This is a genomic window from Vibrio sp. 2130-1, from assembly GCF_033339515.1.
The window spans coordinates 1-536 of sequence record NZ_JAWOUT010000661.1 but is presented as its reverse complement, the minus strand read 5'-3'; the positions used below and the strand labels follow the sequence as shown (position 1 = coordinate 536).

The following is a 536-nucleotide window of genomic DNA, read 5'->3' as shown; positions in this document are numbered from 1 at the left end:
TCATCCCTCTCGATTTAAAAGGCGCGACCAAGCAAAACTACATTGATATGGCGGAAACCATTGAAGGTCAATTTGGTCAACTAGATGGTTTATTACACAATGCTGGTGTTCTTAGCGCGTTATGTCCGTTCGAGCAGATCAACGAAGAGGACTTCGATGACATCATGCAGATTAACGTAAAAGCCGAGGTGCTGATGACTCAAGCGCTACTGCCTGTCATGCGTAAATCTGAAGCAGGTCGCATTATCTTTACCTCTTCTACCGTTGGCCATTCTGGCCGTGCTTTTTGGGGTCCATATGCGATATCTAAGTTCGCAGTGGAAGGTATGATGCAAGTATTGGCGGACGAGTTGAGTGACACGCCAATGCGCGTTAACGCAATTAACCCTGGTGCGACTCGAACTCGCATGCGTGAGAAAGCGTACCCAGGTGAAGACGCGAACACGCTGAAAACACCGCTAGACATTATGCCGCTGTATCTGCATTTGATGGATCCTGCGATGACAGACATACACGGCCAGTGTATTGACGCCCAA

At 48.3% G+C, this 536-nt stretch carries 1 protein-coding gene; it reads left to right on the top strand.

All coding sequences use genetic code 11. The features are described 5' to 3' along the window. A partial coding sequence (locus tag R7Q09_RS27995; protein ID WP_318144187.1) for a YciK family oxidoreductase occupies positions 1 to 536 on the top strand: 536 nt, incomplete at both ends.